Source organism: Mycobacterium sp. ITM-2016-00316 (genome assembly GCF_002968335.2).
Lineage (GTDB): Bacteria > Actinomycetota > Actinomycetes > Mycobacteriales > Mycobacteriaceae > Mycobacterium.
Genome location: NZ_CP134398.1, coordinates 656,372 through 682,386 on the forward strand (window position 1 = coordinate 656,372; position 26,015 = coordinate 682,386).

Annotated in this window: 25 protein-coding genes and 1 pseudogene; 8 read left to right on the forward strand and 18 right to left on the reverse strand. The window is 68.4% G+C overall.

Going from position 1 to position 26,015, the window contains the following annotated elements:
* Positions 1-5 precede the first annotated feature (5 nt).
* A complete protein-coding gene (locus C6A86_RS03085; protein ID WP_105364965.1) occupies positions 6-623 on the forward strand; it encodes an LON peptidase substrate-binding domain-containing protein in 618 nt (205 codons plus the stop codon).
* Here the strand turns inward: C6A86_RS03085 and mnhG are convergent, their stop codons facing one another.
* From mnhG to C6A86_RS03120, 7 genes are all read right to left on the reverse strand, one after another.
* Positions 624-965: a monovalent cation/H(+) antiporter subunit G gene (mnhG, locus tag C6A86_RS03090; protein ID WP_105364949.1), complete on the reverse strand. Its 342-nt coding sequence runs from the start codon at positions 963-965 to the stop codon at positions 624-626.
* The gene (locus C6A86_RS03095) at positions 962-1,243 is read right to left on the reverse strand and encodes a monovalent cation/H+ antiporter complex subunit F (protein WP_105364948.1); all 282 of its coding nucleotides are present in this window, start codon (positions 1,241-1,243) and stop codon (positions 962-964) included. The genes mnhG and C6A86_RS03095 overlap by 4 nt, the downstream gene beginning before the upstream one ends.
* Positions 1,243-1,776, reverse strand: coding sequence for a Na+/H+ antiporter subunit E (locus C6A86_RS03100; RefSeq protein ID WP_105364947.1), 534 nt, complete (start codon positions 1,774-1,776; stop codon positions 1,243-1,245). Before C6A86_RS03100 ends, C6A86_RS03095 begins: the two co-directional genes overlap by 1 nt.
* Positions 1,773-3,365, reverse strand: a complete 1,593-nt coding sequence (locus C6A86_RS03105; protein WP_105364946.1) for a Na+/H+ antiporter subunit D — start codon at positions 3,363-3,365, stop codon at positions 1,773-1,775. Before C6A86_RS03105 ends, C6A86_RS03100 begins: the two co-directional genes overlap by 4 nt.
* Entirely contained in the window at positions 3,365-3,829 is a 465-nt protein-coding gene (locus C6A86_RS03110; protein ID WP_105364945.1) for a Na(+)/H(+) antiporter subunit C, read from the reverse strand. Before C6A86_RS03110 ends, C6A86_RS03105 begins: the two co-directional genes overlap by 1 nt.
* 28 nt (positions 3,830-3,857) lie before the next feature.
* The gene (locus tag C6A86_RS03115) at positions 3,858-6,722 is read right to left on the reverse strand and encodes a Na+/H+ antiporter subunit A (protein WP_105364944.1); all 2,865 of its coding nucleotides are present in this window, start codon (positions 6,720-6,722) and stop codon (positions 3,858-3,860) included.
* Between the two features lie 67 nt (positions 6,723-6,789).
* The gene (locus tag C6A86_RS03120) at positions 6,790-7,197 is read right to left on the reverse strand and encodes a DUF1707 domain-containing protein (RefSeq protein WP_105364943.1); all 408 of its coding nucleotides are present in this window, start codon (positions 7,195-7,197) and stop codon (positions 6,790-6,792) included.
* 82 nt (positions 7,198-7,279) lie between these two features.
* Between C6A86_RS03120 and C6A86_RS03125 the strand changes: the two genes are divergently transcribed.
* Entirely contained in the window at positions 7,280-7,732 is a 453-nt protein-coding gene (locus C6A86_RS03125) for an SRPBCC family protein (RefSeq protein WP_105364942.1), read from the forward strand.
* On the opposite strand, the gene C6A86_RS03130 is transcribed toward C6A86_RS03125, so the two are convergent.
* From C6A86_RS03130 to C6A86_RS03150, 5 genes are read right to left on the reverse strand one after another with little or no spacing between them, the layout of a single operon-like run.
* On the reverse strand, positions 7,706-9,886 hold the full coding sequence (locus tag C6A86_RS03130; RefSeq protein ID WP_105364941.1) for an AAA family ATPase: 2,181 nt from the start codon (positions 9,884-9,886) through the stop codon (positions 7,706-7,708). The genes C6A86_RS03125 and C6A86_RS03130 overlap by 27 nt on opposite strands.
* Entirely contained in the window at positions 9,883-10,737 is an 855-nt protein-coding gene (locus C6A86_RS03135) for a phosphatidylcholine/phosphatidylserine synthase (protein ID WP_105364940.1), read from the reverse strand. Before C6A86_RS03135 ends, C6A86_RS03130 begins: the two co-directional genes overlap by 4 nt.
* Positions 10,737-11,447: a phosphatidylserine decarboxylase gene (locus C6A86_RS03140; protein ID WP_105364939.1), complete on the reverse strand. Its 711-nt coding sequence runs from the start codon at positions 11,445-11,447 to the stop codon at positions 10,737-10,739. Before C6A86_RS03140 ends, C6A86_RS03135 begins: the two co-directional genes overlap by 1 nt.
* A 24-nt stretch (positions 11,448-11,471) precedes the next feature.
* On the reverse strand, positions 11,472-12,686 hold the full coding sequence (gene glp / locus C6A86_RS03145; protein ID WP_105364938.1) for a gephyrin-like molybdotransferase Glp: 1,215 nt from the start codon (positions 12,684-12,686) through the stop codon (positions 11,472-11,474).
* Positions 12,686-13,609: an SDR family NAD(P)-dependent oxidoreductase gene (locus tag C6A86_RS03150; protein ID WP_105364937.1), complete on the reverse strand. Its 924-nt coding sequence runs from the start codon at positions 13,607-13,609 to the stop codon at positions 12,686-12,688. The genes glp and C6A86_RS03150 overlap by 1 nt, the downstream gene beginning before the upstream one ends.
* A 37-nt stretch (positions 13,610-13,646) precedes the next feature.
* Here C6A86_RS03150 and C6A86_RS03155 point away from each other — a divergent pair.
* The 3 genes and pseudogenes from C6A86_RS03155 to C6A86_RS03165 all read left to right on the forward strand — a co-directional run bounded on the left by C6A86_RS03155 (position 13,647) and on the right by C6A86_RS03165 (position 16,365).
* A pseudogene (locus C6A86_RS03155) lies at positions 13,647-14,140 on the forward strand (PH domain-containing protein).
* Positions 14,137-15,540 (forward strand): PH domain-containing protein, encoded by a 1,404-nt coding sequence (locus C6A86_RS03160; RefSeq protein ID WP_105364936.1) that lies wholly within the window; start codon positions 14,137-14,139, stop codon positions 15,538-15,540. The pseudogene C6A86_RS03155 and the gene C6A86_RS03160 overlap by 4 nt, the downstream one beginning before the upstream one ends.
* Positions 15,541-15,549: 9 nt before the next feature.
* Positions 15,550-16,365 carry an HAD-IIA family hydrolase gene (locus C6A86_RS03165; protein WP_105364935.1) on the forward strand — a complete coding sequence of 272 codons (816 nt, stop codon included), beginning with the start codon at positions 15,550-15,552 and terminating at the stop codon, positions 16,363-16,365.
* Here C6A86_RS03165 and C6A86_RS03170 read toward each other — a convergent pair.
* Positions 16,362-18,074 (reverse strand): DEAD/DEAH box helicase, encoded by a 1,713-nt coding sequence (locus C6A86_RS03170; protein ID WP_105364934.1) that lies wholly within the window; start codon positions 18,072-18,074, stop codon positions 16,362-16,364. The two genes, C6A86_RS03165 and C6A86_RS03170, sit on opposite strands and share 4 nt — an antisense overlap.
* 87 nt (positions 18,075-18,161) lie before the next feature.
* Positions 18,162-19,058 carry an SDR family NAD(P)-dependent oxidoreductase gene (locus tag C6A86_RS03175; RefSeq protein ID WP_311101025.1) on the reverse strand — a complete coding sequence of 299 codons (897 nt, stop codon included), beginning with the start codon at positions 19,056-19,058 and terminating at the stop codon, positions 18,162-18,164.
* Positions 19,059-19,146: 88 nt separating this feature from the next.
* Between C6A86_RS03175 and C6A86_RS03180 the strand changes: the two genes are divergently transcribed.
* A complete protein-coding gene (locus tag C6A86_RS03180; RefSeq protein WP_105362974.1) occupies positions 19,147-19,686 on the forward strand; it encodes a TetR/AcrR family transcriptional regulator in 540 nt (179 codons plus the stop codon).
* Positions 19,687-19,864: 178 nt separating this feature from the next.
* Positions 19,865-21,490 (forward strand): chaperonin GroEL, encoded by a 1,626-nt coding sequence (groL, locus tag C6A86_RS03185; RefSeq protein WP_105362973.1) that lies wholly within the window; start codon positions 19,865-19,867, stop codon positions 21,488-21,490.
* 116 nt (positions 21,491-21,606) lie between these two features.
* Here groL and C6A86_RS03190 read toward each other — a convergent pair whose 3' ends face one another.
* Both C6A86_RS03190 and C6A86_RS03195 read right to left on the reverse strand, forming a co-directional pair.
* Positions 21,607-22,098: an endonuclease domain-containing protein gene (locus C6A86_RS03190; protein WP_233212968.1), complete on the reverse strand. Its 492-nt coding sequence runs from the start codon at positions 22,096-22,098 to the stop codon at positions 21,607-21,609.
* Positions 22,099-22,498: 400 nt separating this feature from the next.
* Complete coding sequence (locus tag C6A86_RS03195; protein ID WP_105362971.1) at positions 22,499-22,873, reverse strand: hypothetical protein; 375 nt, start codon at positions 22,871-22,873, stop codon at positions 22,499-22,501.
* Positions 22,874-22,912: 39 nt separating this feature from the next.
* Between C6A86_RS03195 and C6A86_RS03200 the strand changes: the two genes are divergently transcribed.
* On the forward strand, positions 22,913-23,737 hold the full coding sequence (locus tag C6A86_RS03200; protein WP_105362970.1) for an SDR family oxidoreductase: 825 nt from the start codon (positions 22,913-22,915) through the stop codon (positions 23,735-23,737).
* Here C6A86_RS03200 and C6A86_RS03205 read toward each other — a convergent pair.
* Positions 23,726-24,280 carry a carboxymuconolactone decarboxylase family protein gene (locus C6A86_RS03205; protein ID WP_311101026.1) on the reverse strand — a complete coding sequence of 185 codons (555 nt, stop codon included), beginning with the start codon at positions 24,278-24,280 and terminating at the stop codon, positions 23,726-23,728. The two genes, C6A86_RS03200 and C6A86_RS03205, sit on opposite strands and share 12 nt — an antisense overlap.
* Positions 24,277-26,001, reverse strand: a complete 1,725-nt coding sequence (locus C6A86_RS03210) for an amidohydrolase family protein (RefSeq protein WP_105362968.1) — start codon at positions 25,999-26,001, stop codon at positions 24,277-24,279. The genes C6A86_RS03205 and C6A86_RS03210 overlap by 4 nt, the downstream gene beginning before the upstream one ends.
* Positions 26,002-26,015: the final 14 nt, after the last annotated feature.

Consider the following 26,015-nt stretch of genomic DNA (forward strand, 5'->3'; position numbering starts at 1 on the left):
CACCGATGTTTCCGCTGGAGATGGCGATGCTTCCCGGTGAGGAGCTGCCGTTGCGGATCTTCGAGCCGCGTTACACCGCAATGATTTCCGACTGCCTGGCCGGCGATCCGGTGTTCGGCGTGGTGATGATCGCGGCGGGCCGCGAAGTCGGTGGCGGTGATGTGCGCAGCGACGTCGGGGTGCTGGCCCGGATCGTCGAGCATGCCGAACTGGGGGACGGACTGTATCGGTTGCGCTGCATGCTCGGCGAGCGGATCAGGGTGACCGAGTGGCTCGACGATGCGCCCTACCCGCGGGCAACGACGATGCCGTGGCCCGATGAGGCGGGCCCGTCGGTGTCCGGGGCGGATATCGCCACCATCGAGGACACCGTGATGGAACTGTTCGAGCGGATCGCCGAGTCACGCAATGCGACTCTGCCGCCGCGAGAGTATCTGCTGGGCGGACCCGAACCCGGCCAGGAGGCCGGAGATCGGCTGTACGCGTTGGCTGCTCGCATCCCGATCGGCCAGGCCGACCGCTACGCCGTGCTGGCAGCGCCGGGTGCGCGGGCACGACTGGAGGCGCTGAGCGAGGCCGTGGAGACCGTCGCGGCGATGGTGGAGTTCCAGCTCTCGGAGTGACTACTGCGGGTCGGGGTACGGGTTGTGCAACAGATCGTCGGCGACGATGTTCTCGCGGACATTCTGTTCTCGATAGGCCAGCTGGCCGACGCGGTTGGCGACCACCGGTGCCGTGAAGATGGTGAACAGCCCGGCCAGGATGATCATGCCGACATCGGGATGGCCGCTGAGCCGGACCGCGGCCCCGGCCAGCACCAGCAGCAGTCCCAGCACCTGCGGCTTACTTGCAGCGTGCATGCGGGACAACGTGTCGGGGAAGCGCACCACCCCGATGGCCGCGGTCAGTGCCAACGTAGAACCGCTCAGCACGAGTACCGCGGTGATGATGTCGACGGCGGTCATCGGGCACTCCGATCGTTGTTCTCACGGTCGGGCACCCGGAACCGGGCCACGCTCACCGAACCGACGAAACTGATCAGCGCCAGCGCGGTCAGCGTGTAGGTGACGGTGCTGTCCAGGCTGAACGCCGCCCAGGTCCCGATCCCGCACATCGACACCGCCACGAAGGCATCGAGGGCCACCAGCCGATCGAGGGTGCTGGGCCCGGCCAGCAGCCGGTACATCGTGATGGCGGCGGCGGCCGACAGCATCACCGCCGCGGTGATCCACACCAGGTGCATCAGACGTCCTCCTTCTCGGCCGATGGTCGCCAGTCGGCGTCGCGCTCGAACGCGGCCACCATCAGTCGTTCCACCGTTTTGACCTGGCGGTAGAACCGCTCGACGTTCTCGTCGGATCCCACGTCGAGCACGTGCAGGTAGAGGAGTCGGCGCTTCTGGTCGATCTCCAGCACCACCGATCCCGGAATCAGGGTCAACACGCCGGCCGCCAGCGCCAGCACCAGATCGGACTTGACCGGAAGGTGCGCGCGCAGCACCGCGGTGGCCGGTGGCGGCCCCGGCCTGATGGCCAGCCAGGCCACCTGGAACGACGACACCACCAGCTGGGCCGAGACATAGAGGATCAGCCGCACCAGCGCCAACGGGCGGACCCTGCCCTCGACCGGCACCCGGGGCAGCGGCAGCAGCAGCGTGATCACCAACGCGACCATCAGACCGGAAGCGATGTTGGCGGCTGAAAACGTGCCCCACAGCAGGATCCACACCAGCGTCAGCCAGCACAGTGTCCAGATTCGTAGCGTGGCTTTCCTCATGGCTGCAACACCGCCGAGATGTACTGACCGCGATCGAGTATCTCCGCGGCCGTCCGCTCGCTGTAGTGGTATATCGGCCCGGCGAACACCGTCAGCGCCAGACCCACCGCGATCAGCGCCCCGGTGGGCAGCAGCATCCCGACCGGCATCCGGCCGACATCGTTGCGATCCGCGAAGGCGATATCGTCGTCATCGTCGATCAGTGCCGCGGGTACGGTGTTGGACAGATCGCCCTCCGGGGCGTCCGCGCGGGCCCGCCAGAACGCCTTCGTCCATACCCGGGTCACCGCGTACAGGGTGAGCAGACTGGTGACGACGGCGCCACCGACCAGCACCCAGGCCAGCGCGGACCCGACCTCGGAGCCGGCTTCGAGGAGCGCGACCTTGCCGATGAAACCTGAGAACGGTGGTATACCGCCCAGATTCAGCGCCGGGATGACGAACACGAACGCCAGTATCGGGCTGGCGGCGGCCAGTCCGCCGAGGCGTTGCAACGTCGACGCCCCGGCCTGTCGTTCGATCAGACCCACCACCAGGAACAGGGTGGTCTGCACGACGATGTGGTGCGCCACGTAGTAGACGGCGCCGGACATGCCGAGACTGTTGCCCAGCGCGATACCGAAGATCATGTAGCCGATGTGGCTGACCAGGGTGAAGGACAGCAGCCGTTTGATGTCGTTCTGCGCGATGGCACCGAGGATGCCGACCACCATGGTCAGCAGTGCCGCCACCATCAACACGTCATCGAGTCGGCCGCCCGGGAACAGCAGTGAGTGAGTGCGGATGATCGCGTACACACCGACCTTGGTCAACAGGCCGGCGAACACGGCCGTCACCGGCGCGGGCGCGGTCGGGTAGGAGTCCGGCAGCCAGGCCGACAGCGGAAATACCGCGGCCTTGATGCCGAACGCGACCAGCAGCACCGCGAACAACGCCGTGCGGGTGCCGTCGGGTACGTCGGCGAGGCGCACTGCCACCTCGGCCATGTTGAGGGTCCCGGTCGCCGCGTACACCATGGCGATACCGATCAGGAAGATCAGTGACGACACCATCGACACCATCACGTAGGAGATGCCGGCCCGGACCCGTTCGGCGCTGCCGCCGATGGTCAGCAGGACGAAGCTGGCGGCGAGCAGCACCTCGAAACCGACGAACAGGTTGAACAGGTCGCCCGCCAGGAACGCGGTGCACACACCCGCGGACAGGATGAGGTAGGTGGGCTGGAAGATCGAGACCGGTTGGCGCTCATCGCCATCGCTGATGCCCTGCCCGATGGCGTAGAAGACCACCGCCAACAGCACGATCGAGGAGACGACCAGCATCATCACCGACAGTCGGTCGGCCACCAGCGTGATGCCGAGCGGGCCCATCCCGGGTTCACTCTGGCCCCAACCGCCGACCTGGACGGCGACCGTGCCGTCGCGGTCCACCAGGTAGAGCAGCGCCGCGCATACCGCCACCACGGCGGTCAGCGCGGTCAGCGAGATCAGTTGCTGCAGACGTGGACTGCGGCCGGCGACCATGGTGATGGCCGCCGCGATGGTCGGGATGAGCACGGGCAGGGGGGTGAGGATCGAGGCGAGGGTCATCAGCGTGAGCCCTCCGCACCCGGCAGCGCGTCGAGTTCGTCGGGTGCGTCGGTATCGCGTGAGGGCACCACATCCGGGATGTCGCGGTCGACGACATCGTCGTCGGCGCGCTCGGCCACCCTGGTGTCCTCGGGATCGTTGCCGACCTCTTCGAGAGTGGTCAGCTGATAGGACCGGTAGGCCAGCGCCAGCACGAAGGAGGCGATGCCCATCGCGATCACGATGGCGGTCAGGATCATGCCCTGGGCCAACGGGTCGGCATCGGTCTGCGCGCCGTTGCTGGTGCGGCCGTATACCGGCGGGTTGCCGGCCGGGCCACCGACATTGAGCAGCAGCAGGTTGACGGCGTTGCCGATGAGCAACAGCCCCAACAACATCCGGGTCAGGGTGCGTTCCAGTAATAGGTAGACCCCGGCGCTGGTGAGGCCACCGATCAGGACGAGGGGAACGATGTAGGTGATCATGTCTGATTCCTCGCTCCGCAAGCGTCGCTCATCGCGCCATCTCCACATCGACGCGGGCACCCAGGCTGCGCAGGATGTCGAGAACCAGACCGACCACGATGAGGTACACGCCGAGGTCGAAGAACAGTGCGGTGACGAGCTTGATCGGGCCGAGCACCGGTATGTCGATGTGAAGTACCGCCGAGGACAGTACCGGAGCGCCGAGCAGCAGCGAGGTCACCGCGGTTCCTGCGGCGAGCGCCAGACCGGCGCCCAGCACCTTTCCGGCGTCCAGCGGGAGCGTCTCGCCGAGTTCGTAGCGGCCACCGGCGAGGTACCTCAGCACCAGTGCGAGCCCGGCGGTCAGCCCGCCGGCGAAACCACCACCGGGCGTGTTGTGGCCGGTGAAGAACAGGTACGCCGAGAGCACCATGATGAGCGGGAAGATGATGCGGGTGGCCACCTCGAGCACCAGCGAGCGGTGCCGCGGGTCGCGCAGTTCACTGCCGCGCAGCCAGGTGACATCGCCGGCCGCCGGGCTGTAGGCGCCCGCGAGGCCGATGTCGGGCTGGCCGATTGCACTCCGTTTGGCCTCGGGCACTCGGGGAGCCGAGCCGAAACGCCTGTTGCGGAACACCATCGAGGCCACACCCGTCGCGGCGACCACCAGTACCGAGATCTCGCCCATGGTGTCCCAGGCGCGGATATCGACCAACAGGACGTTGACGGTGTTGGCGCCGTGCCCGCGGTAGTAGGCGGCCTCGGGCAGCAACTCGGCGATCGGGCGGGTGTTGCGGGCGGCCATCGCGAAGACCGCCAGGGTGGTGACGGCGGCGCCGACCGCCAGCGACAGCACGGCTCGGGGGAGTCGGCTGCGGTTGACGTTCGAACGGTCGGCCTCGGCGGGCAGCGTCCGCAGCACCAGCACGAAAATCACCAGCAGCAGGGTCTCGACCAGGAACTGGGTCAGCGCCAGATCGGGGGCACCGTGGAAGGCGAAGATGGCGCCGCAGCCGTAGCCGGTGACGCCGACCAGCAGGACGGCGGCCAGCCGGTTGCGCATCACCGTGGCGCCCACGGCGGCGGCCAGGATCACCAGACCGACGACCACCTGCAGCGGTGAATCCCACAGGGCCAGTTCCGGCCGGTTGCGGGCCCCCAGCACGAGCGCGGCGACCGGCAGCAGCACCAGCGTGCACAGGATCACCGATTGGGTGGCGGGCAGCGAACCCCGCTGGGTCTGCGCCGTCAACCGCACCGCCAGCAGGTCAAGGCCGCGCATCACCTCGTCGTAGATCCGGTCGGCGTTGCCCAGCGGGGTGTAGCGGGTCTTGCGTCGGGGCAAGCGGTTACGGCCGAAGAACACCAACGTGCCCGCCCCGAGGATGAGCACCGACAGCAGCAGCGGAATGCCGAACCCGTGCCACAGCGCGAGGTAATAGTCCGACGGCCCGGGGATCGTCGCGGCATAGTCGTCGAGCACCGCATCCACCCCGGCCGGCCAGAGGCCGAACACCAGACCCGCAGCCGCCAGGATGGCCGGCGGCAGCAGGAAGTTCACCGATGGGCGGTGCATCTCGGTGACGCGGACACTGGGTGCGGTCTGGCCCTTGTCGGCAAAGGCTCCCCACAGGAAACGCAGGCTGTAGATGGTGGTGAAGACCGAGCCGATGACGATGCCGGCCAACACGAACGGAGCGGCGGCCGCCAGTGCAGGGCTGTGCAGCACGGTCTCCAGATCGGCCTCTTTGGCGACGAATCCAAAGAACGGTGGCAACGCGGCCATGCTCGCCGTGGCGCCGAGGGCGATGATCAGCAGTGGGCGGTGCCGTCGGCCGAGACCGGCGAGTTTGCGGATGTCGCGGGTGCCGGTGGCGTGGTCGATCACCCCGACCACCATGAACAGTGCGGCCTTGAACATGGCGTGCGCGCAGAGCATGGCGAGGCCGGCCAGCATCATGTCGGGTCCGCCGGCGCCGACCATGATGGTGATCAGACCGAGCTGGCTGACCGTGCCGAACGCCAGGATGAGTTTGAGGTCGTATTCGCGGACCGCACGCCAGCCCGCCATCAGCATGGTGAGCAGGCCCAGCCCCACCACCATCGGTCTCCACAGCGGGGTGTCGGCGAACCCGGGTGTCATGCGGGCGACCAGGTAGACGCCGGCCTTCACCATGGCGGCGGCGTGCAGGTAGGCGCTGACCGGGGTGGGCGCGGCCATCGCGCCGGGCAGCCAGAAGTGCAGCGGCACGATGGCCGACTTGGACAGCGCGCCGACCAGGATGAGAGCGATGCCGATGGTGGCGGCCGTCCCGGTCGGTGGCGCGGCGATCAGCTCGGAGAGCAGATAGGTGCCCGAGAGGTTGCCGAGGATGATGATGCCGACCAGCATCGCCAACCCGCCGAAGGTCGTCACCAGCAGCGCCTGGGTGGCGGCGCGGCGGCTGGTGGCGCGTTCGGCGTAGTGGCCCACCAGCAGGAACGACAGCACCGTGGTGGTTTCCCAGAAGACGTAGAGCAACAGCATGTTGTCGCTGACGACCAGACCGAACATCGCGCCGGAGAAGGCGACGAGCTCGGCGGCGAAGCTGGGCAGCCGCTTCTCGATGCGGCCCTCGTGGTGGTGGAAGTACTCGGCGCAATAGAACAGCACGAGTGCGCCGATGGCCAGCACCAGCACGCTCATGATCGCGGCCAGCGAATCGAAGCGCAGCGTGATGTCCATGGACAGTTCCGGCACCCACGGGATGTGAACGGTCGGGGTGTGGCTGTCGCTGGGCCAGTTCATCCCGACCCATATCAGCGATCCGAGCGGAACCAGGGCCAACGGATAGAACGCCAAACGGCCCCATCTGGCGACCAGAAGGGGTGCCATCGCGGTGGCGACCGCATGGGCGAGGAGAACGGCGAGCACGGCACTCCGATCGGATTGGGGTCGGGGTGTCAGCCACGTGGGCCAATGCCATTCTACCTGGGCCGTTTTACGACCTGACGTGAGCCATGATCGGAATGGCGTGCGAAATGACGCCGATGCCCCAGCCCAGGATCGGCCACACCGGCCAGAAGTACCAGCCGCCGCCACCGAGACCGACGGCCAGCCAGATGCCGAGCATGAGCAGCGCGCCGGCGAGGTAGGCGGCGACGTGGATGCGCACGCTGAGCCGGGCGGCCGCGATCTGTGCGGCGCGCCGGCGGGGGTCGTTGTGGCGCAGCCGACCCACCGGGAGATCGGCGACCAGGGCGTCCAGTTCGCCGGCGCTGTGCGCGGCGAACGCCCGGCCCAGCCGGTCCTCGTACTCCGCCATGGGGAGGTAGCCCTGGGCCAGGGCCTGTCCCAGATCGGTGGCGGTCCGTTCTCGCTCGCGGTCCCCGGCGCGGATATCGGACATGGCGGCCTCCCCAGATCTTGTCAGTGGCTAGTTCAACTATCCCCGGTTATCTAGTCATCGTCAAGATGGGTAGCCTGCTGGGGTGAGCAGGATTGTGAGCGCCAGTCGCGAGATCGCCGCGGCCCCCGACGTCATCTTCGAACTGATCGCCGACCCTGCTCAGCAGCCGCGCTGGGACGGCAATGGCAACCTCACCGAGGCCGCCGTCGGGCAGCGCGTGCACGCGGTGGGCGATGTGTTCGCGATGTTGGTCAACTCCGGCACCGTGCGGCAGAACCACATCGTCGAATTCGAGGAAGGGCGCCGCATCGCGTGGTTGCCGTCCGAGGAGGGCAAGGAGCCGCCCGGGCACCTGTGGCGCTGGGAGATCGAGCCTCTCGGTCCGGCGGGCGGGAGCGTCCGCTCAAGGGTGACCCACACCTATGACTGGACGAACCTGACCGAGGAGAAGCGCCTGGAGCGGGCCAGGGCGACCACCGCGGACAACCTGGCCGCTTCGATCGAGCGGTTAGCGACCCTCAGCGAAGGCGCGTAGCGACTCGACCTGTGCGGGGTCCAGTGACGGGCGCACATTCTCGCGGGCCTTGGCGACGTCCTCAGCGGTGACATCGGCGGCGTCGATGGAGCGCCGCATCGCCGTGAGCGCGGCCTCGCGCAGCAGCGCCACGCAATCCGCGGCGCTGTAACCGTCCAGATCCTCGGCGAGCGCATCGAGATCGACATCCCCGGCGAGTGGGATGGACTTACCCGAGGTACGCAGAATGTCCTTGCGCGCCTGCGCATCCGGAGGTTCGACGAACACCAGCTTCTCCAGCCGGCCCGGTCGCAGCAGGGCCGGATCTATCAGGTCGGGGCGGTTGGTGGCGCCCAGCACCACCACATCGCGCAGTGGGTCGATGCCGTCCAGTTCGGTCAGCAGCGCGGCCACCACCCGATCGGTCACCCCGGAATCGTGACTCTGCCCGCGACGCGGTGCGAGTGCGTCGATCTCGTCGAGGAACACCAGCGACGGCGCCGAATCGCGTGCGCGGCGGAACAATTCGCGCACCGCTTTCTCCGAGGAACCGACCCACTTGTCCATCAGTTCGGCGCCCTTGACGGCGTGTACGGACAGGCGCCCCGAACTCGCCAGCGCGCGCACCACGAACGTCTTACCGCAACCCGGGGGTCCGTACAGCAGCACACCGCGCGGGGGTTGCACGCCGAGGCGGGCGAAGGTGTCCGGGTGCTGCAGCGGCCACAGCACCGCTTCGGTCAGTGCCTGCTTGGTCTGCACCATATCGCCGACATCCTCGAGGGTGACCGAACCGACGGCCACCTCCTCGGTGGCCGATCGGGACAGCGGGCGGATGACCGACAGCGCCCCGCCGAAATCCTCCTGGGTCAGCGCCGGCGGCTGCCCGTCGGCGCTGGCGCGTGCTGCCGCCCGCAGGGCGGCCTCCCGGACCAGAGCGGCCAGATCGGCGACCACGAAACCCGGTGTGCGTTCTCCGATCTCGTCGAGATTGAGGTCGTGTGCGGGTACCCCGCGCAGTAGCACCTCCAGCAGGGCCTTACGGGTGGCCCCGTCGGGCAGGCTCAGTCCGAGTTCGCGGTCACACAGGTCCGGTGCCCGCAACCGGGCGTCGACGTTGTCCGGCAGCGCCGAGGTGGCGATGAACGCGGCGCCCTTGGTGGATACCGCATTACGCAGTTCGGCGAGGATCAAGGTGGCCACCGGTTCGGCGGTCGACGGCAGCAGCGCGTCGATATCGGTGATGAGCAGCACGCCGCCGTCGCGGACCGAGGCGACCGCGGATGCCACACTGGACAGCCGGTCCTCGGCGCGCAACGATCCGACCTCGGGGCCGTCCAACTCGATCAGACGGCGTTCGGCGCAGACGGCCCGCACCAGGGTGGACTTGCCGACACCGGCGGGACCGCTGACCAGGATGCCGAGATGCGCTGTGGCGCCCAGGCTTTCCAGCAGTTGCGGCTCGTCGAGTGCCAGCTTGAGCCACTCCGCCAATTTGCCGGCCTGTACGTGGGCGCCCTTGAGATCGTCGAGCGGGATCGCCGGTGCGGCCGGCGCCTGGCTGGGGGCGGCCGGAGTCACGGCCGTGGTGCCGTCACCCCAGCGGACATTCGAATTGGGTTGCACGCTCACGGTTCCGGCCGGGTCGACGTCGGTCACCGTCAGCAGCTCCGAGGTCCAGGTGATACCCACCGACGTGGTCAGGGCGGTGGTCGCCGCCGATGTCGAGGTGCCCGGACCGAGATCGCGGGGCAGCAACGAGACGGTGTCACCGACGGACAGCACCTTGCCGAGCAGCGCCATGCGCAGGGTCGACGGCGATACCGACTGGGTGGCCAGCCGGGAACCGGTCAGGGTGACCGAGCGGGCGCCGTTGACGGTGACCGGGGCCACCACCACGGCGGTGTTCTCCCGCAGGCCGGCATTGGACAGCGTGACGTCGTCGAGCAGTGCCACCCCGGCCGGGGTACCCGCAGGCGCAATCCCGACGACTGCGGCGGTGGTGCGCGCTCCCAACAGCGACACCGCATCCCATTCGCGGAGACCGAGTGCGGCGATGGCCTCCGGATGCAGGCGCACCACGCCGCGGCGGCTGTCCATCGCGGAGGTGTTGAGCCGGGCCGTCAGCCGCAGGTGGTTCAGCGGTGTCTCTGCGGTGTGCTCGGTCTGGCTCATTTGCGGCCCTGCGGCTTGCGCAGGCCCAGACGTGACACCGAGCGGCGGTGCGGCTGCGCGCGGCGGATCGCGCGGCGGGCCTGGCGGCGTTGGCCGGGTTTGTCGTTCCACGTCTCGGGCCGGGCCTTCGCCCACCGTTCGCTGCGCACGGTGAACGGGATGATGCAGACGTAGCCGACGATGATGAGCAGCACCAGGACGTAGGGGAACAGCAACAGCGCAGCGGCCGCGGCGGCGATGGCGATCAGCAGGAACGGCGCCGCGTTGGGCGGCATCGAGACCGATTTCAGCGCCAGCGTGGGGACCCGGCTGACCAACAGGGCGGCGTTCGCGGCGAACCACAGGCAGACGAACCACGGTGCGGTCCACCAACCCGGCCCGAACTGCAGCATCGCGGCGAGCGGGCCGATGACGCCGACGGCACCGCACGGCGCAGGCATTCCGGTGAAGTACTGCCGGGTGTAGGCGGGTTTGGTGTCGTCATCGAGCAGCGCATTGAAGCGCGCCAGCCGCAGCACGATGCACACGCAGTACAGGAGTGCGAAGATCCAGCCCACCGGGGACATCGGCAGCAGGGTCACGTAGACCACCAGCGCGGGGGCCACCCCGAAGTTCACCGCGTCGGCGAGCGAGTCGATCTCGGCGCCCATCCGCGACTGGGCATCCAGCGCCCGCGCGATACCGCCGTCGATACCGTCCAGGATCGCGGCGGCACCGATCAGGGCGAGCGCGATGTCCGGCCGGCTGTCGAGCGCGAACTTGATGGAGGTCAGCCCCGCGCAGATCGCCAGCACCGTGGTGGCGCTGGGCAGAATGCGCATCGCCGCCGGACGAGGCTTGGTCCGCTGCATCAGGGCAGCTCGGCTAGCACGGTTTCCCCACCGATGGCACGCTGACCGCCCTCCACGAGCACGCGGGCATCGGCCGGGAAATAGGTGTCCAGCCGGGAGCCGAACCGGATCAGACCGTAGGTCTCGCCGAGGGCGAGCTTGTCGCCGGTGTGCGCGCTGCACACGATGCGCCGCGCGACGAGCCCGGCGATCTGTACGGCGACGATGTCGACACCCTCGGGGGTGCGCAGCCACATGCTGTTGCGCTCGTTGTCCGCGCTGGCGGTGTCCTTGTCCGCGGACAGGAACTTGCCCGGGCGGTGCTGCACCGCGATGACCTCACCGGCCACCGGCGCGCGTTGCACATGCGCGTCGAACACGGACAGGAAGATGCTGATCCGCTTCATCGGGGTGGCGCCGAGACCGAGTTCGGCCGGCGGGACGGCGGTGTCCAGCAGGGTGACGAGTCCGTCGGCGGGTGCCACCACGACCCCGGGCCTGCTCGGTGGCACCCGGGGCGGATGCCGGAAGAACAGTGCGCTGAAGCTCGCGGCGCCGAGACCGGCGTTGCGCAGCCAGCGGCGGTTGCGGCCGGCGGCCGCCAGACCCAGCCCACCGGCGATGAACGGCAGGCCGGCCGGGTGGACGGGGGGGACGGTGGAGCGGACGAGTTCGATGAAGCGTTGCGCTTCTGAGCGGTCGTCATCGGGTGAACGCGCAGGTCTGGCCATATTGGCTCCCGATTCTACGTGGGGTCAGGAAGTCGACAGGTCCCACACATCGACCTGTGACCCGGCGGCCACCTTGTCGACACCGCGGGGGATGTCCAGCAGGCAGTTCGACGATGCCAACCAGCGCAGGTGATGTGAGGCGGGCGGACCGTAGCTGGTGACGACGGCCTGCCCCTTCTCGAAGCCGAGTACACCGCGGCGGAACTGCCGTTTGCCGGCCGGGGAGGTCAGGTCCTCGGCGAGCGTGGCGGTGATGCGGGGGCGATCGGCGGGCAGGCCCATCGCGGCGCGCAGCGGCGGTCGCAGGAACACCTCGAAGGACACCAGGGCGCTGACCGGGTTGCCGGGCAGGGTGACGATCGGGACGCCGGCCACTCGCCCGCAGCCCTGCGGCATCCCCGGCTGCATCGCCACCTTCACGAACTCGACCTGGCCACCCAGCGCGTCCTTGACCACCTCGTAGGCTCCCGCGCTCACCCCGCCGGTGGTGATGATCAGGTCGGCTTGACCGGCGTGGGCCTCCAGCGCGGCCCGGAAGGTCTCGACGTCGTCACCGACCATCGTCGAGGCGATCACCTCGGCGCCCACATCACGCACGGCAGCGGCCAGCATCACCGCATTGGACTCGTAGATCTGGCCGGGCAGCAGCGGTGTGCCCGGCGCGACCAGCTCCGTTCCCGTCGACATCACCAGCACCCGGGGCCGCGGCAACACGCTCACTTCGGCCAGGCCCAGCGCGGCGACCAGACCCAGTGCGGCCGGGGTGAGCCGCTGACCGGCCCGCAGCACCGTGGTCCCGGCGGCGACGTCCTCGCCGGCCCGCCGGATGTGCTGGCCGTCCTTGGTGGCGGCGCGGATCTGCACCTGCGCGGCACTGGCGGAGAAGTCTGCATCCGTCGACTCGACGGGGACCACGGTGGTGGCCCCCGGGGGCAGCGGCGCCCCGGTCATGATGCGTTGTGCGGTTCCGGGTTTCAGGGGCTGGGTATCGGTGCGCCCGGCCGGGATGTCATCGGTGACCGGCAGCGTGACCGGGTTCTCGGCACTGGCCGCGGCGATATCGGTGGCCTGCACCGCGAACCCGTCCATCGCCGAATTGTCGAAACCGGGCAGCGACAGTTCGGCGACGACATCGGTGGCCAGCACCAGCCCGAGGGCGTCGCCAGGTGCCATCGTCACGGCCGGACGGGCCCGCACCAGGCCGGCGACGACCTGCTGGTGTTCCTCGACCGAACGCATCAGAGCGGGAACGTCACGCCGGTCAGTTCCTCGGACACCGTCCACAGCCGCTGCTGGATGGCGGTGTCGTGGGACTGCGCGCTGGAGGTCACCAGCTGCGGATGGCCGACCAACCCCATGGCGGCGACCGGGAAGGCCGGCCCGTAGTACTGCCCGCCGCGGACATCCTTGGCGGTGGCGGCGCGCAGGGTGGCCAGCGCGCCGACCAACGGCGAGTTGGTGACCAGACCGGCCAGGGTGTCGAACCCGGGCAGAGTGTTGCCGGGGGTGTGCCGCATCAATTCGGTGTTGGAGACACCTGGGTGGGCGGCCACCGACAGGGTGTTCTTGCCGGCGAGGCGGCGGTTCAGGTCGTAGCTGAACATCAGGTTGGCCAGCTTGGCCTGCCCGTAGGCGGCGACCCGGTTGTACTTCTTGCGTTCCCACTGCAGATCGTCGAAGTCGATCTTGGCCTGATTGCGGTGGGCGATGCTGGCGACCGTGACCACGCGCGAATTCTCCACGGGCAGAATGCTTTCCAGCAGCAGGCCGGTCAGAGCGAAGTGTCCGAGATGGTTGGTGCCGAACTGCAGTTCGAAACCGTCGGCGGTGGTCTGCTTGGGCGGGTACATGACGCCGGCGTTGTTGATCAACAGATCGATACGCGGGTAGTCGGTCGTGAGCTGGGCGGCCGCGGTGCGGACCGACTGCAGCGAGCCCAGGTCGAGGGCCACCACCTTGAGATCGGCATCGGGCACGGCCGCGCGGATCGTGGCCGCCGCCTGGTCGCCCTTGGCGGTGTCGCGCACCGCGATGACGACGTGGGCGCCGCGTTCGGCGAGCACCCGGGCCGTTTCGTAGCCGAGGCCGGTATTGGAGCCCGTGACGATCGCGACCCGTCCGGACTGGTCAGGGACATGTGCTTCGGTCCATTTCTGGCTCATGCCTAGAACATACGGTCCCGGACCGCCATGCTGAGTGATGGGTGCACCTGTGCTGATGGCCGAACCCGCCTATCCACCCAGTCGCAGCGCACCGTTGGCGTGGGCGCTGGGGGCGGCGATTCCGTGGCTGGCCATTGCGTTCGGCCAGGTCGTATGGTTCGTGCTGGACGGCGGATGCCGTGGCTGCATGCGGGCGCGGCGGGCGCCGCCGTGGTGGGTGCGCTGGTGTCGGTGGTGGTCGCGCCGATCTGGCGGTACCGGGTGCACCGATGGGAGATCAGCCCGCAGGCGGTGTTCACCCGCACCGGATGGTTGGTGCAGGAACGCCGTATAGCCCCGATATCGCGGGTGCAGACCGTCGACACCTACCGCGGGCCGCTGGACCGGTTGTTCGGTCTGGCCAACGTGACGGTGACGACGGCGTCCTCGGCGGGTGCGGTGCGCATCGTGGCCCTCGACGTGGCGGTCGCCGATCAGGTGGTCGCCCAGCTGACCGACATCGCCGCTCTCGGCGGCCACGATGCGACATGAGTGGTGCTGCCTTGCCGCCCAATATGCGTGAATGGCAGCGTCTTTCACCCCGTATGTTGCTGGTTCACCCGGTTCACGAGGTGCTCAACCAGTTGCCATTGCTGATCGGCGCGGTCGTGTTGGGTTCGGCCACCCAGAATCCGGTGTGGTCGCTGGTCGGCCTGGGCCTGATCGTGGTGCTGGGCCTGGCCAGGTGGTTCACCACCAGCTACCGCATCGACGACCGGGATGTCGCACTGCGCACCGGCCTGCTGCAGCGCAACGAACTGTCGGTGCCGCGCAACCGGATCCGTTCGGTGCAGACCGAGGCGCGGCTGTTGCACCGGTTGCTCGGGCTGACCGTGCTGCGGGTCAGTACCGGGCAGGAGGCCAAGGGCGACAACGCCTTCGAGCTCGACGCCGTGCGTTCCGATCAGGTCGTCGGGTTGCGTGCGCTCTTGCTGGGTGAGCACCGGGCCGATGCCCCCGAGGCCGAGCCGTTGGCGTCCTGGGAACCGTCCTGGTTGCGCTACAGCGCGTTGAGCTGGTCGGGTCTGCTGATGATCGGTGCCGCCCTGGGCGTGGCCTATCAGGCCGGCTTCGGTGATGTGCTGCAACAGTGGGTGCTGATGTTCGGCGGTGCCTGGCTGATCCTCGCAGCGGTGTCGGCCGGGGTGGTGCTGGCGGTCGGGCGGTCACTGCTCACCTACGGGAATCTGGTCCTCACCCGCCGTGCCGACACGCTCAACCTGGTGCACGGCCTGCTGAAGATCCGGGAGCACACCTATGACCTGCGCCGGTTGCGTGGCGGCACCCTGCGCGAGCCACTGCTGGTGCGCGCCCTGGGTGGGGCCCGCCTGGATGCCGTGATGACCGGGGTGGCGGGCGCGGGGGAATCCTCGCTGCTGTTGCCGGCCTGCCCGGCCGGTACCGCGCGACGGGTACTGACCGAACTGGTGGGGGAACCCGGTGTCGTGGACGCAGCGCTGGTGTCCCACGGGCCGGTCGCGGCGCGGCGGCGGTGGGTGCGGGCCATGGTGTTCCCGGTGGTGCTGGCCGCGGTGCTGGTGCTTGCGCCGCTTCCGGGTTGGATGTGGGGTTTCTGGGTCGTGCTGGTCGTGTGCTGTGTGCTGCTGGCTCTCGATCGGGTGCGTGCGCTGGGGCACCGGGTCGACGGACGGTGGCTGGTGACCCGCGCCGGCAGCGTCGAACGCCGGCGCGATTGTGTGCAGACGGCGGGCATCATCGGGTGGACCGTGCGCCAGACCTGGTTTCAGCGTCGCGCCGGGGTGGCGACCCTGGTGGCGGCCACCGCCGCGGGCACCAAGCGCTATGTACTGATCGATGTGCCCGCCGAGTTGGCGTGGACGGTGGCGGCGACGGCCTCCCCGTGGGTCGCAGACAGCCAGTGGTACGCCTAGTCTCGCTGCATGGCAATCGGTGGAGTGCTTTTCGATATCGACGGGGTGCTGGTGACCTCGTGGCAGCCGATCGACGGTGCTGCCCGGACGTTGCAGGTGCTGGCGGACAACCAGATTGCCCGGTCCTATCTGACGAACACCACCACCCGCACCCGCACCCAGATCGCCGATCTGCTGACCAAGGCGGGGATGTCGGTGAGCCCCGACGAGGTGATCACCGCCGCCGCCCTGACCGCCGACTACGTCCGTGACCGGTATCCGGGGGCGCGATGTTTCCTGGTCAACAGCGGGCAGATCGCCGAAGACATGCCGGGCATCGACATCGTCTACTCCAGCGAGTGCAGCGGGCCGCGCGCGCCGGACACGCCTGACGTGGTGCTCCTCGGCGGCGCTGGCCCCGAATACAGTCACCTCACCCTGTCGTGGGTGTACGACTGGATGGCCCAAGGCGTGCCGGTGGTCGCCATGCACCGCAGCATGTCGTGGACCACCACCGACGGGCTGCGCATCGATACCGGGATGTACCTGCACGGCATGGAGGAGTGCTCGGGGCGCAAGGCGACCGCCGTCGGTAAGCCCGCACCCGAGGGGTTCCTGTCCGCCGCCGGACGGCTCGGGGTGGATGCCGACGAGATGTACATGGTCGGTGACGACCTGAACAACGATGTGCTGGCCGGGCAGGTGGTCGGCATGACGGGTGTGCTGGTGCGCACCGGAAAGTTCCGGCAGGACACGTTGGACCGTTGGGCCGCAGACGAATTCGCCATGCAACCCAGTCATGTCATCGAGTCGGTGGCTGACCTGCCGGAGTTGTTGGGGCTTTAACGCTGCGAGGCGCTCAGGCTGCGCACCGCATCGATACGGGCCTTGATCTGCTCGCCGCTGGCCGCCGCCAACGGTGGGCCACCGCAGATCTGGCGCAGCTCGTTGTGGATCTGCCCGTGCGTCTTGCCGGTGCGGTGATGCGCTATCGATACCAGGGTGTTCAGCTCGCGCCGGAGCTCCTGGAGCTGGCCGTGCGTGGTCCGCGGTGCCGGTAGCCCGGCCGCGCCGGCCGCGGCGGTCCGCTTCTGCAACTGCTCGTCCTGGCGGCGGCTCAGCAGATCGCGCATCTGACCGGCGTCGAGCAGCCCGGGGATACCGAGATAGTCGGCCTCCTCGTCACTGCCGGCCGCGGCCGCGGTGCCGAACGATGATCCGTCGAAGATGACCTGGTCGAGTTCGGCGTCCGCGCCCAGAGATTCGTAACCCCGGTCCTGGTCTGTGTTCTCGTCCTTGGTCTTGTTGGCGTCCTCGATCAGCTCGTCGTCGAGCCCGTCGGATTCGCGGTGCGGCTTGCCGAGCACGTGGTTGCGTTGGGCTTCCAGCTCGCTGGCCAGCTGCAGCAGGTTGGGTACCGAGGGCAGGAAGATACTGGCGGTCTCGCCGGGCTGCCTGCTGCGCACGAAGCGCCCGATGGCCTGGGCGAAGAACAGCGGGGTCGACGCACTGGTGGCATAGACACCGACCGCCAGCCGGGGCACGTCCACACCCTCGGACACCATGCGCACCGCGACCATCCAGGGTTCCGACGACTCGGAGAACTCCGAGATGCGCCTCGACGCCGTCGGATCGTCGGAGAGCACCACGGTCGGGGTGGTGCCGGTGATGGTGGTCAGCAGCTTCGCGTAGGCGCGCGCGGTGGTCTGGTCGGTGGCGATGATCATGCCGCCCGCGTCGGGCACATGCTCGCGCTTCTGCATCAGCCGTTTGTGGGCGGCGGCGATGACCGCGGGCATCCACTGGCCTTCGGGGTTGAGCGCCGTGCGCCAGGCCCGTGCGGTCTGTTCGGCATTCAGCGGTTCACCGAGCCGTGCGGCGTGTTCCTCGCCGGCACTGTCGCGCCAGCGCGCCTCACCGGAGTAGGCCATGAACACGACGGGGCGCACCACGCTGTCGGCCAGTGCGTCGGCGTAGCCGTAGACGTGATCGGCCTTGGAGCGCTGGAAACCCGCGCCGTCGGTCTCATAGGTGACGAACGGGATGGGGCTGTCATCGGAGCGGAACGGAGTCCCGGTCAGCGCGAGGCGCCGCGTCGCATCGTCGTAGGCCTCCCGGATGGCGTCGCCCCACGTCTTGGCGTCGCCGCCGTGGTGGATCTCGTCGAAGATGACCAGCGTCTTGTAGTTCTCGGTGCGCACCCGGTGCCGGGTCGGGTGGCTGGCCACCTGGGCGTAGGTGACGACGATGCCGTGATAGTCACTGGAGGTCTGCGCCGCCGAGTTGCTGAACTTGGGGTCCAGCGCCATCCCGAACCGGGCGGCCGCCTGCGCCCACTGGGTCTTGAGATGCTCGGTGGGCACCACCACCACGACCTGCGTCACCGTGCCGTCACCCAGCAACTCCGCGGCGATGCGCAGCGCAAAGGTGGTCTTGCCGGCACCTGGCGTCGCGACAGCCAGGAAGTCCTTCGGCCTGGCGGCGAGATACTTCACCAACGCCCGGCGTTGCCAGCCCCGCAATGCCTGGGTGCTGGGCGCTTCGAATGCCCGCACCCGGACTCCTATCTGGTCGAAGGGCAGTCTAGGGCAAGGGGTTCCGTGTTCGCATATCCGCAGGAGACGTGTCGCTCATCCGGGCGGTCAGACGGCGAAATTGACGCCGGTGAGCTCCTCGGAGACCGCCCACAGCCGGCGCTGCAGGTCCAGATCGTAGGACTGCGCGCTGGACGCGACCACGACCGGGTTGCCCTTCTGTTGGGCGATGCTGTCGGGGCCGTAGTACTGGCCGCCTAGGGCGCCGGGGTCGGTGGCCGCCCGCAGCGACGGGAGCGCCCCGCCCGCCGGGCTCTGCGCGATCAGTGGCGCGACGAGCTGGAAGGCACGTTCCACCGGCTTGGGGACGTTGCGGGCCAGCTCGGTGGTGGAGGTACCCGGGTGTGCGGCCAGGGCGATGGTCTTGCCCCGCGGTGCGAGCCGGCGCTGGAGCTCGTAGGTGAACAGCAGGTTGGCCAGCTTGGACTGGGTGTAGGCGCCCATCCGGCTGTACGAGCGTTCCCACTGCAGATCGTCGAAGTGGATGGCGCCACCCATCTTGTGGCCGTTGCTGCTGACCGTGACGATGCGCGCGCCTTCGACATCGAGGATGGCGTCGAGCAACAAACCGGTCAGCGCGAAGTGACCGAGGTGGTTGGTGCCGAACTGCAGCTCGAAGCCGTCCTTGGTGGTGCCCTTCGGCGTGGTCATGACGCCGGCGTTGTTGATCAACAGGTCGATCTTGGCGTGGTCGTTCTTCAGCTGGTCGGCGGCGGCGCGGATGGACTCCAGAGAGGTGAGGTCGAGTTGCTGTACCGAGACCGCGCCGGAGATGCGGTCGGCGGCCTCGACGCCTTTGTCGGTATTGCGCACCGCGATGACGACGTGGGCGCCCTTGGCGGCCAGTGCCTTGGCGGTCTCGAAGCCCAGCCCGGTGTTGGCGCCGGTGATGACGGCCGTGCGGCCGGTCTGGTCCGGAATGTCGGCGGTGGTCCATGCGGTCATGAGAGATATCCTGTCAGAAGTGGAGGAGTCGTTCCGTATATACGGAACGTGCGCCCCGCTTTGTTTAGTTCCCGGGAGGTCGAAGAAGATGCGCGCCGATGCGGCACGGAACCGCGCACGGGTGCTCGAGGTGGCCTATGACACCTTCGCCACCGACGGCCTCGGCGTGCCGATCGACGAGATCGCCCGGCGTGCCGGAGTCGGCGCGGGCACCGTCTACCGGCACTTTCCGGCCAAGGAAGATCTGTTCCGCGCGGTGATCGAGGACCGGATGCGAAACATCGTCGACGAGGGACGCGCCCTGCTCGATGCGGATCCGGCCGGTGGGATCTTCACCTTGATGAGGGCCATGGTGCTCGAGTGGGGCGCCACCGACCGCGGGCTGGTCGAGGCATTCGCCGGTGCCGGCGTCGACATCAACCGTGCCGTACCCGAAGCCGAAGCCGAGTTTCTCGGCATGGTCGCAGACCTGCTGGCCGCCGGCCAGGCCGCCGGAACCGTGCGTGCCGATGTCTCGGTGCCGGCGGTCAAAGGGCTCGTCGTGGGTCTGCAAGCGATGCAGGCCTACAACTCCGCGGTCGCCGAAACGGGGTTGGCCGTGGTGTTCGACGGGCTTCGCGCCAAGTGAACAGGCGCTGACCAACCTTGCACTCGCCATGGGCGAGTGCTAAAAATGACGTTGGCACTCGCGACTAGTGAGTGCTAGGTCGGGCCGGTGAGGCAGGGAGCACACCCACGCCGTCCGTCGCGGGCACTGAACCCGACCAATAAGACGTGCCATCCCCAATCCGGAGGAACACTTCGCAATGGCCAAGACAATTGCGTATGACGAAGAGGCCCGCCGTGGCCTCGAGCGGGGCCTCAATGCCCTCGCTGACGCCGTAAAGGTGACGTTGGGCCCCAAGGGCCGCAACGTCGTCCTGGAGAAGAAGTGGGGCGCCCCCACGATCACCAACGATGGTGTGTCCATCGCCAAGGAGATCGAGCTGGAGGACCCGTACGAGAAGATCGGCGCCGAGCTGGTCAAAGAGGTCGCCAAGAAGACCGATGACGTCGCAGGCGACGGCACCACCACCGCCACCGTGCTCGCCCAGGCACTGGTTCGCGAAGGCCTGCGCAACGTCGCGGCCGGCGCCAACCCGCTCGGCCTGAAGCGCGGCATCGAGAAGGCCGTCGCGGCCGTCACCGAGCGCCTGCTCTCGACCGCCAAAGAGGTCGAGACCAAGGAGCAGATCGCTGCCACCGCCGGCATCTCCGCCGGTGACCAGTCCATCGGTGACCTGATCGCCGAGGCGCTGGACAAGGTCGGCAACGAGGGTGTCATCACCGTCGAGGAGTCCAACACCTTCGGCCTGCAGCTCGAGCTCACCGAGGGCATGCGCTTCGACAAGGGCTACATCTCGGGTTACTTCGTGACCGACGCCGAGCGCCAGGAAGCCGTCCTGGAGGATCCCTACATCCTGCTGGTCAGCTCCAAGGTCTCGACCGTCAAGGACCTGCTGCCCCTGCTGGAGAAGGTCATCCAGTCCGGCAAGCCGTTGCTGATCATCGCCGAGGACGTCGAGGGCGAAGCCCTGTCGACCCTGGTGGTCAACAAGATCCGTGGCACCTTCAAGTCCGTCGCCGTCAAGGCACCGGGCTTCGGTGACCGCCGCAAGGCCATGCTGCAGGACATCGCGATCCTGACCGGTGGCCAGGTTGTCAGCGAAGAGGTCGGCCTGTCCCTGGAGACCGCGGACATCGCCCTGCTGGGCACCGCCCGCAAGGTCGTCATCACCAAGGATGAGACCACCATCGTCGAGGGCGCGGGCGACTCCGATGCCATCGCCGGTCGGGTGGCCCAGATCCGCGCCGAGATCGAGAACAGCGACTCCGACTACGACCGCGAGAAGCTGCAGGAGCGCCTGGCCAAGCTGGCCGGCGGCGTTGCAGTCATCAAGGCCGGAGCTGCCACCGAGGTGGAGCTCAAGGAGCGCAAGCACCGCATCGAGGACGCCGTCCGCAACGCGAAGGCTGCCGTCGAAGAGGGCATCGTCGCCGGTGGTGGCGTGGCTCTGCTGCAGTCGGCTCCGGCGCTCGACGAGCTGAAGCTCGAGGGTGACGAGGCCACCGGTGCCAACATCGTGCGCGTCGCGCTGTCGGCTCCGCTCAAGCAGATCGCCTTCAACGGTGGTCTGGAGCCCGGTGTCGTCGCCGAGAAGGTGTCGAACCTGCCCGACGGTCACGGTCTGAACGCCGCGACCAACGTGTACGAGGACCTGCTGGCCGCTGGCGTTGCCGACCCGGTCAAGGTCACCCGCTCGGCGCTGCAGAACGCGGCGTCCATCGCGGCGCTGTTCCTCACCACCGAGGCCGTCGTCGCCGACAAGCCGGAGAAGGCGTCCGCACCCGCGGGCGACCCGACCGGTGGCATGGGCGGTATGGACTTCTAAGTCCTGTTTGTCGGAAGAGCCCGGTCCCGTTCGCGGGGCCGGGCTTTTTCGTGTTCAGTGTCTACGCAATGTCACCCTGACAGCGTCGTCGTGCATATATATCCATGGCGTAGCTGTCAGGGTGACATTGTGATTGGCCCGCGATGTGCGCGCCGGCGGATGACGGACAGAATGTCGGCGCAGACCACGTCCCAGCGGTAGACAACATCCTCATAGGTCAGTCGAATCACCAAGAACCCCAAGCCGGTAGCCACTCTGTCCCTCGTTCGGTCGGATTGGTACCTGGGGAGGTGGTGCTCGCGGCTGTCAGCTTCGATGATGAGCCGATCGCCCACGAGGAAATCGACCCGCCCGACTCCCCGAATGTCCACCTGGGACCGCAAGTGAATTCCCAGGGCGTGCAGTCGTAACCGGATGATCGTCTCGGTACCGGACTCGCTCTTGGCGTCGCACCGCTCGGCGAGGTTCAGGTGCGCATAGCGGGACGCCGCCACAATCGCTCGCGCATCCGCCATCTCGATCATCTGCTTGTTCAGCATCGAGTCCAGAACAACGATGAGGCCCTCGGTGCCGAGGCAGTTCGCCGCTGCCGCGACCGCGATGTCCACCGGGTCGACGGCGCCGACGATGGGTGGATCCAGACGATACGGATGGCAGGAGCGAACCCCCACACGCGACCGACGTGCCCGCGACGGGTACCGGACGTGCAGCGCGGAGTCGGGAACCCAGACTCGATGCAGGCGCAGCGCTGAGACACAACTCAGCACACCTCCGGCTGAGACCGCGCGGACCACCTGTGGGTCGGCGGACTGCGCGGCATACCAGCCGCGCCGCACCTGCAGCCAACCCCGTGCCGACATCCCGGCGGCACGCAGCTGTGCGGTGGACACCACCCCGCCATTCGCCGCCAGGATGTGCGCCATGCCTGCCACCGCTCAATTGCAGCGCACGAGAAGAGGCCGACGACAGACCCGGTCGCCAACCTGTGGATAACTCGGGGAGGTCCGGTCAGCCTTTCAGCGGGAGGCAGTCGTGCAGACCGGCGGGGTCGGTGCCCTCGCCCGGCTCGATGGCGCTGCGGTGCAACACCGCGCGACTCGGGGTCAGGCGTACACCGCCCTCGGTGACCTCGGCGGTGCCGTCGACGATCAGCGAGTAGCCGGTCGGTTCCCGCGGCGGCCAGAGCACGGTGACGGCCTCGTGTGCGGCGGCGTTGCGCGCAGTGGTGTTGCCGACCGGGCCGATGGTGAACGCACCGCCCTCCAAGACCGGAGCCACCGCCACCGTGTGGGCCCGGAAGTCGTCGCCGACGGTGATCAGATAGCCCAATGGGAAATCGGCAAGAGTCTGCCCGAGCTTGTCCAGATCCACCTTCACGCTCATGGGAGGAACAATAACGACGCCGGGCGGAGTTAACGAAGCATGCCACTTCCCGCCCCGTCACCCACCACCACCGCCGTCATCACCGGAGCATCGGCGGGTATCGGCGCCGATATCGCCCGTGAGCTCGTTTCCCGCGGATATGGGGTCACCCTGGTCGCGCGGCGTGAGGACAAGCTGCGCGAGCTGGCCGCCGAACTGGCCGGATCGGCCCGGGTCGAGGTCATCGCCTGCGATGTCTCCGATCCCGATGCTCGCGCCGGACTGCTCGACGAGGTCGAGCGACGCGGACTGCAGGCCGAAATCCTGGTCAACAACGCCGGCATCGGCACCATGGGCGCGGTCAAGGACGCGGACGTGGCCGACGAGATCGCCCAGATCCGGGTCAACGTGGAGGCCGTCATCGACCTGACGACGCGCGCCGTGCAGCTGATGGTCCCGCGCGGTCGTGGCGCCATCCTCAACGTCGGCTCGACCGCGGGGTTCCAGCCCTTCCCCGGGCAGGCCGGCTACGCGGCGACCAAGGCGTTCGTCCGGTCCTACACCGACGGGCTGCGCGCCGAGTTGGCCGGCACCGGTGTCACCGTGGCGACACTGAACCCCGGCCCGGTGCGCACCGAGTTCATCGCGGCCGCCGGAATGGACGAACGCGAATTCGCGGACGCCTTCCCGAAATTCATGTGGGTGCGCGCGCGTGAGGTGGCCAAGGCCGGGATCGATGCCCTCGCCGACGATCGCGGCAGCGTCATCCCAGGCCTGGCCAATCAGGTGTCCACCCGGCTCTTTCAGCTGATCCCGAAGCGGCTGCTGCTGCCCCTGCTGGTCAAACAGCATCCCGCGCTCAAGCGCGCGTCCTCAGCCGGCTGACGGCCAGGGCCGCATCCAGCCCTCGACGGGCAGTTCCAGACCGTTGCACAGGGTGCAGATGGTCCGGTACCAGCCCACCGCGATCAGCAACTGGAGGCGCTGTTCGTCGGAGAGGCTGTCGCCCAACGCGTTCCAGGTGGCCGTCGACCACGAACCGGACCCTTCGAGCTCGTCGACGGCGGCGATCAGCACCCGCTCGTCGGCGGACCACTCGACCACCGCGCCGGTGACCAACGCGTCGCACTCGGCGTCGGACACCCCGGCGATCGGACCCCAGAACGCCGCCTGGCCGCCCCACTCGTACCCGCAACCGACCAACGCGCAGATCCGCAGGATGGCAATGGTGCGTACCCGTGGCGGCAGCAGCGCGTCGACGTACAGCGCCTCTCCGAGCTTGCGCAGCCTGGCCGCCAGCGTCGGATGGCGCTGCAGCACGCGCACCAGGAGCAATGGCTCATAGGTGCGGTCGGGATGACCCCAGCTGATGATGCCCGCGGTGTCCTGCTCGCTCCACGGGGGAGTGAGCGGTGCGACGCGGCTCACGAGGTGGGCGCTGCCTGGCGACCGCGCACCAGCCGTCCCGGCCGCGCCTCGGTGGGCACCCCGTTCTCGGCGATGATCTCGCCGGACACGATCGTGGCGACATAGCCGTCGGCCCGCTGATCGAGCCGGCGGCCCCCGGCGGGCAGGTCGGCCTGCACCGTCGGCCGGTGCAGGCGCATCGCGGCGGCGTCGATGATGTTGACGTCGGCCTTGTATCCGGCGGTCAGCTGTCCGCGGTCGGCCATCCCGGCGATCCGGGCGGGCACCGAGGTCAGCTCCTTGATCACTCGCGGCAACGGCAGCCGCCCCGCCGGGCGGTCGCGCACCCAGTGCGTCAGCATGTACGTGGGGAAGCTTGCATCACAGATCATTCCGTAATGGGCGCCGCCATCGCCGAGGCCCAGTACGACGTCGTCGCGCTGGATCAACTCGGCCACGGTATCCAGCGAGTGGTCGCGGAAATTGGCCAGCGTCACCAACAGCATGGCGTGACCGTCATCGTCGAGCAGACGATCGTAGGCCTCCTCCAGTGGGCTGACGTTGCGGGCCCGGGCCCGCGCACCGATCGAATCCTCGGCCGCCGGTTCGTAGTTCGGCGGATCGCCGAGCGGGTACATGTAGTCCCAGGCCTGCGCAGCGAACATCAGCGGATGCCCGTCACTGGCCGGTGTGTCGGTCAGAATACGTTCCCGCACCTCGGATTTGCGCATCTCGGCCACGCGTTCGGCGAGCGGCAGATCGGCGATCGCCCGGTAGGAGGGGTACATGACGAACGGGTTGCCGGACAGGTCCAGGCCCAATACCAGCCCGATCGGGCGAGGGAAGATCTGCCCGGTGACGTCACCACCGTCCGCGTTGGCCTTCTCCACCATCCGGAGCGCATCGAGGTGGATCGGTGGACCGGCGTTGCCGATCGCGAGGGTGAACGTCACGGGCAGACCCACCTCGGAGGCGACGTCGAACACCGCCTTCAGCGCCCCTTCGTAGTCACCGGCCATCAGGTCGGGCACGAACTGCAGCAGCCCGCCACCGGCGTCGTCGACCCCGCGGGCAATCGCCTCGATCTCGGCGTATTCGGCCTCGTAGCTCGGAATCGGTTGTCCGCCCGCGGTTTTGTGCAATGTCAGCCGCGACGACGCGAAACCGAGGGCGCCGGCCCGGACGGCTTCCTCGGCCAGCTTGCGCATCAGCGCGAGGTCTTCGGTGGTGGGCAGTTCACGGTCGACGCCGCGCCGGCCCATGACGTACACCCGCAGCGGGGAGTGCGGCAGGAAGGCCGCGACATCGATATCGCGGCGGCGGCTGTCGAGGGCGTCGAGGAACTCCGGGAAGGTCTCCCATGTCCACGGCAGGCCGTCGACCATCACGACACCGGGGATGTCCTCGACTCCGGCCATTACGTCGACCAGGGTGTCGTGGTCCTCGGGCCGGCACGGCGCGAAGCCGACGCCGCAGTTGCCCATCACGGCGGTGGTCACCCCGTGCGCCGATGACGGTGTCATGCGGTCGCTCCAGATCGCCTGGCCGTCGTAATGGGTGTGCAGGTCCACGAAGCCGGGCGTGACGAGCAGTCCGGTCGCGTCGATCTCCCGCTCGGCCGTGCCGTCGACGGTGCCTACGGCGGTGATCACCCCGTCGGAGATCGCGACGTCCCCGACGTACGGATCGCCACCGAGTCCGTCGACGATGGTGCCGCCCCGGATCACGAGCTCATATGTCATACCCCGAATGTACG